Raw genomic sequence first — 5,283 nt, 5'->3', positions numbered from 1 at the left:
AAGCCCATCCTGACGGATGGGCTTTTTTTCGTCTGCGAGGGGTGAAAACAGGCGGATGCGGCGTGCTGCCTTATCCGGCCTACAACTGCAACACTATCGGGTACAAAGCAACACCTCACTCTTCCATAAAACAAGCCATCCTGCGGCATATGCGGTAAACTAAGCGCGATTTTGCATCAGGAAAGCGTCTATGAATCACTCCCTTAAAGCCTGGAACACCTTCGGCATTGACCAGTCTGCCAACGAGATTGTTTGTGCTGAAAATGAGCAACAACTATTGAACGCCTGGCAAGCTGCCAAAGCATTAAACCATCCGGTACTGATTCTGGGTGAGGGGAGTAACGTCCTGTTCCTCGATAATTTCCATGGTACGGTGATCGTCAACCGTATCAAAGGTATAGAGATTACAGAGAAGCCTGACGCGTGGTATCTACACGTTGGGGCTGGTGAGAACTGGCATCATCTGGTACAGCATACATTGCAGCTTGGCATGCCTGGACTGGAAAACCTGGCGCTTATTCCCGGCTGTGTTGGCTCATCGCCAATCCAGAACATTGGTGCTTATGGTGTGGAACTTCAGCGTGTTTGCGAATATGTGGACTGCATTGAACTGGCGACCGGTAAGCATCTGCGTGTAAGTGCTGCAGAATGTCGTTTCGGTTATCGTGACAGTATCTTTAAGCATGAGTATCAGGATCGCGTCGCGATTGTAGCCGTCGGTCTGCGTTTGTCTAAACAGTGGCAGCCCGTACTGACATACGGCGATTTGACGCGTCTGGATCCTGCAACGGTCACACCTCATCAGGTGTTTGATTCCGTCTGCCACATGCGTACAACAAAGCTGCCTGACCCGAAAATAAACGGTAATGCGGGCAGTTTTTTTAAAAATCCGGTTGTTGCAGCGGAAATTGCACAGGAACTCCTGTCACAATTCCCGACCGCGCCTCACTATCCCCTGGTCGATGGCTCAGTGAAGCTGGCCGCTGGCTGGCTTATCGATCAGTGTCAGCTCAAAGGCATGCGTATTGGTGGTGCAGCAGTACATCAACAGCAGGCACTGGTCCTGATCAATGCGGGTAATGCGACGAGCCACGATGTCGTGCAACTTGCACATCATGTACGACATAAAGTGGGTGAGAAATTTAATGTCTGGCTTGAGCCAGAGGTTAGATTTATGGGCCCGCAGGGTGAAGTGAATGCTGTGGAGATCATTGCATGAAGGATAATACCGTCCCCCTGACGCTTATCTCATTATTGGCTGATGGCGAATTCCATTCAGGTGAGCAACTCGGTGAAAAACTGGGAATGAGTCGTGCTGCGATCAACAAACACATCCAGACGTTACGCGACTGGGGCGTTGATGTATTTACTGTTCCAGGTAAAGGCTACAGCTTACCAGAGCCCATCCAGCTATTAGACTCATCCGTTATTTATTCTCAGCTGGGCGGCGGAAATATCACCGTTCTACCCGTAATCGATTCAACTAACCAGTATCTGCTGGATAGAATTGGGCAACTGGCATCCGGAGATGCCTGCGTGGCGGAGTATCAACAAGCTGGTCGTGGTCGGCGTGGGCGTAAATGGTTTTCGCCATTTGGTGCTAACCTGTATCTCTCTATGTTCTGGCGCCTGGAGCAGGGCCCGGCAGCGGCGATTGGCCTGAGTCTGGTCATTGGTATCGTCATGGCTGAAGTTTTACGCGATCTGGGAGCGGATAAAGTCCGGGTGAAATGGCCTAATGATCTCTACCTGCTCGATCGAAAACTGGCTGGTATACTGGTTGAGCTCACCGGTAAGACTGGTGATGCCGCGCAAATCGTTATTGGCGCCGGAATTAACATGTCTATGCGCCGGGTCGAAGAGAATGTGGTTAATCAGGGGTGGATTAACCTACAGGAAGCAGGCATAAACATTGACCGTAATACTCTTGCGGCCCGGTTGATCCGCGAGCTTCGTGCTGCGCTGATACTGTTTGAGCAAGAGGGGTTGGTGCCTTATTTATCACGCTGGAAGGCACTTGATAACTTTATCAACCGTCCTGTTAAACTCATTATTGGCGATAAAGAAATATTTGGTATCTCGCGGGGAATAGATGCTCAAGGTGCACTATTGCTTGAGCAGAATGGTGAGATAAAGCCATGGATGGGCGGAGAAATATCGCTCAGAAGTGCAGAATAATAAGAAGAAGGGGAGCATCGGCTCCCCTTTTTTTATTTATTTTCTTAACCTGACTTGCTCAACGGCATGATTGGCGCTCTTGGTCATGATTAAACTGGCTCGCTCACGCGTAGGTAATATGTTTTGTTTTAAATTCAACCAGTTAATTTCTTTCCAGAGCGCCATTGCTGTATTGATTGCCTCATCCTCGGACAATTTCGCGTAGTTATGGAAATAAGAGTCAGGGTTGGTAAATGCCCCTTCACGAAATTTCAGGAATCGATTGATATACCACGTCTGGAGTAATTCCTCTGGCGCATCAACGTAAATAGAAAAATCGACGAAGTCAGAAACAAATACATGATGCGGGTCGTGGGGGTAGTCCATTCCGCTTTGTAATACATTTAACCCTTCGAGAATCAATATATCCGGCTGGGCAACCGTTTTGTCGCCATCAGGGATCACATCATAGATCAGATGAGAATAGACCGGCGCTGTGACGTTAGGGACGCCTGACTTCAGGTCGGAAACAAATTTTACCAGACGGTGCATATCATAAGACTGGGGGAAGCCTTTCTTCTTCATGAGCCCGCGTTCTTTCAACACCTGGTTTGGGTGAAGAAAACCATCGGTCGTAATCAGCTCAACTTTGCGGTGCTCTGGCCAGCGGCTCAGCAGTGCCTGCAAAACGCGCGCGGTTGTACTTTTACCAACTGCAACACTACCTGCAATACTAATGATATAAGGAATACGCTGGCCGTTTGTGCCTAAAAATTGCTCCAGAACAGCCTGGCGTCGCAGGTTTGAACTGATGTAAAAATTTAGCAAACGCGATAGAGGCAAATAAATCTCAGCAACTTCTTCCAGCGATAAGTCTTCGTTAATGCCTTTCAGACGAGCAATCTCTTCCTCGGTCAGGGTCATCGGCACTGAATCACGAAGCGCAGCCCACTGGTTGCGATCAAACTGTAGGTAAGGCGACGTTAACGCTTGCTCTTTTATACTCATACGCATGGTCTGGCTGTCATTGCTATATCAGGTCAGTGATAAAAAACGAAATCATCCCCGGCACGCAATGGCACGCACATTTCAGTTAATTTGGACAATGGGCAGGAGGGTAACACCAGATGAGGGGGAATAATAAGAAAAAATCGTCCCCTGAAAAGCATTGTGACGAGTATTCCAGATGTATAAAGATGTGCTTTCTCTCTGTCCGGACGTGAATAACGGAGCAAAACCCTCTCCAGTTATAACGTCCAACGTTGGAAATTTGTGCAATTCAGACAAGAAATAGATTATTTATCGGACGTATAGTGCAAAATGTGAGCGGAAGAACATTTTATGCAATTTTTTAGTTGCATGAGCACGCAGGTATCCATAAAATGCGCGCTACTTGATGCCGACTTAGCTCAGTAGGTAGAGCAACTGACTTGTAATCAGTAGGTCACCAGTTCGATTCCGGTAGTCGGCACCATCAAGTCCGGTGGGGTTCCCGAGCGGCCAAAGGGAGCAGACTGTAAATCTGCCGTCACAGACTTCGAAGGTTCGAATCCTTCCCCCACCACCACTTTCTGGCAGCGTTATCGCCGCCTGAGTTGATTAAAAAATTTAATCAGCTCAAACAAAAAAGAGAGAACTCTCTTTTTTGTTACAGAAAGAACTGGGTAGCCGAGTTTCAGGATGCGGGCATCGTATAATGGCTATTACCTCAGCCTTCCAAGCTGATGATGCGGGTTCGATTCCCGCTGCCCGCTCCAGACGTGCTGATATGGCTCAGTTGGTAGAGCGCACCCTTGGTAAGGGTGAGGTCCCCAGTTCGACTCTGGGTATCAGCACCACTTCACTTCTCCTTCCCGTTTCTCTCTGTTTACTTTTAAAAAGCATTCAACAGCTCAGGTATATTGCCTGGTTGATGTGGTGATATCACCGATTTATCCGTGTCTTAGAGGGACAATCGATGTCTAAAGAAAAATTTGAACGTACTAAACCGCACGTTAACGTCGGTACTATCGGCCACGTTGACCATGGTAAAACAACGCTGACCGCTGCAATCACTACCGTTCTGGCTAAAACCTACGGCGGTGCTGCTCGCGCATTCGATCAGATCGATAACGCGCCGGAAGAAAAAGCTCGTGGTATCACCATCAACACCTCTCACGTTGAATATGACACCCCGACTCGCCACTACGCGCACGTAGACTGCCCGGGCCACGCCGACTATGTTAAAAACATGATCACCGGTGCTGCGCAGATGGACGGCGCGATCCTGGTTGTTGCTGCGACTGACGGCCCGATGCCGCAGACCCGTGAGCACATCCTGCTGGGTCGTCAGGTAGGCGTTCCGTACATCATCGTGTTCCTGAACAAATGCGACATGGTTGATGACGAAGAGCTGCTGGAACTGGTAGAAATGGAAGTTCGTGAACTTCTGTCTCAGTACGATTTCCCGGGCGACGACACGCCGATCGTTCGTGGTTCTGCTCTGAAAGCGCTGGAAGGCGAAGCAGAGTGGGAAGCGAAAATCATCGAACTGGCTGGCTTCCTGGATTCTTACATCCCGGAACCAGAGCGTGCGATTGACAAGCCGTTCCTGCTGCCTATCGAAGACGTATTCTCCATCTCCGGTCGTGGTACCGTTGTTACCGGTCGTGTAGAACGCGGTATCATCAAAGTTGGTGAAGAAGTTGAAATCGTTGGTATCAAAGAGACTGCTAAGTCTACCTGTACCGGCGTTGAAATGTTCCGCAAACTGCTGGACGAAGGCCGTGCTGGTGAGAACGTTGGTGTTCTGCTGCGTGGTATCAAACGTGAAGAAATCGAACGTGGTCAGGTACTGGCTAAGCCGGGCTCTATCAAGCCGCACACCAAGTTCGAATCTGAAGTGTACATTCTGTCCAAAGACGAAGGCGGCCGTCATACTCCGTTCTTCAAAGGCTACCGTCCGCAGTTCTACTTCCGTACTACTGACGTGACGGGTACCATCGAACTGCCGGAAGGCGTAGAGATGGTAATGCCGGGCGACAACATCAAAATGGTTGTTACCCTGATCCACCCGATCGCGATGGACGACGGTCTGCGTTTCGCAATCCGTGAAGGCGGCCGTACCGTTGGCGCGGGCGTTGTTGC

At 49.5% G+C, this 5,283-nt stretch carries 4 protein-coding genes, 4 tRNA genes and 1 pseudogene; 7 read left to right on the top strand and 2 right to left on the bottom strand.

Going from position 1 to position 5,283, the window contains the following annotated elements:
* Nucleotides 1–190: 190 nt before the first annotated feature.
* Both murB and birA read left to right on the top strand, forming a co-directional pair.
* On the top strand, nt 191–1,219 hold the full coding sequence (gene murB / locus OGX95_RS15665; protein WP_286630089.1) for a UDP-N-acetylmuramate dehydrogenase: 1,029 nt from the start codon (nt 191–193) through the stop codon (nt 1,217–1,219).
* Nucleotides 1,216–2,178: a bifunctional biotin--[acetyl-CoA-carboxylase] ligase/biotin operon repressor BirA gene (gene birA / locus OGX95_RS15660; protein WP_286630088.1), complete on the top strand. Its 963-nt coding sequence runs from the start codon at nt 1,216–1,218 to the stop codon at nt 2,176–2,178. The genes murB and birA overlap by 4 nt, the downstream gene beginning before the upstream one ends.
* Nucleotides 2,179–2,214: 36 nt before the next feature.
* Here birA and coaA read toward each other — a convergent pair whose 3' ends face one another.
* Nucleotides 2,215–3,165: a type I pantothenate kinase gene (gene coaA, locus OGX95_RS15655; RefSeq protein WP_286630087.1), complete on the bottom strand. Its 951-nt coding sequence runs from the start codon at nt 3,163–3,165 to the stop codon at nt 2,215–2,217.
* A 290-nt stretch (nt 3,166–3,455) separates the two neighbouring features.
* Nucleotides 3,456–3,536, bottom strand: a pseudogene (locus OGX95_RS15650) (hypothetical protein); the annotation flags it as partial.
* Nucleotides 3,537–3,555: 19 nt separating this feature from the next.
* Here OGX95_RS15650 and OGX95_RS15645 point away from each other — a divergent pair.
* The 5 genes from OGX95_RS15645 to tuf all read left to right on the top strand — a co-directional run.
* Nucleotides 3,556–3,631, top strand: a tRNA-Thr gene (locus OGX95_RS15645).
* An 8-nt stretch (nt 3,632–3,639) separates the two neighbouring features.
* A tRNA-Tyr gene (locus OGX95_RS15640) sits at nt 3,640–3,724 on the top strand.
* A gap of 115 nt (nt 3,725–3,839) precedes the next feature.
* Nucleotides 3,840–3,914 (top strand) — tRNA-Gly (locus OGX95_RS15635).
* A 5-nt stretch (nt 3,915–3,919) separates the two neighbouring features.
* Nucleotides 3,920–3,995: transfer RNA gene (locus OGX95_RS15630), tRNA-Thr, on the top strand.
* A gap of 119 nt (nt 3,996–4,114) precedes the next feature.
* A partial coding sequence (gene tuf / locus OGX95_RS15625) for an elongation factor Tu (RefSeq protein WP_049014834.1) occupies nt 4,115–5,283 on the top strand: 1,169 nt, incomplete at its 3' end.

The sequence above is a fragment of the Citrobacter sp. Cu233 genome (assembly GCF_030332225.1).
Lineage (GTDB): Bacteria > Pseudomonadota > Gammaproteobacteria > Enterobacterales > Enterobacteriaceae > Citrobacter.
The sequence above is the reverse complement of the archived record's forward strand: the minus strand, read 5'-3'. Positions and strand labels throughout refer to the sequence as shown.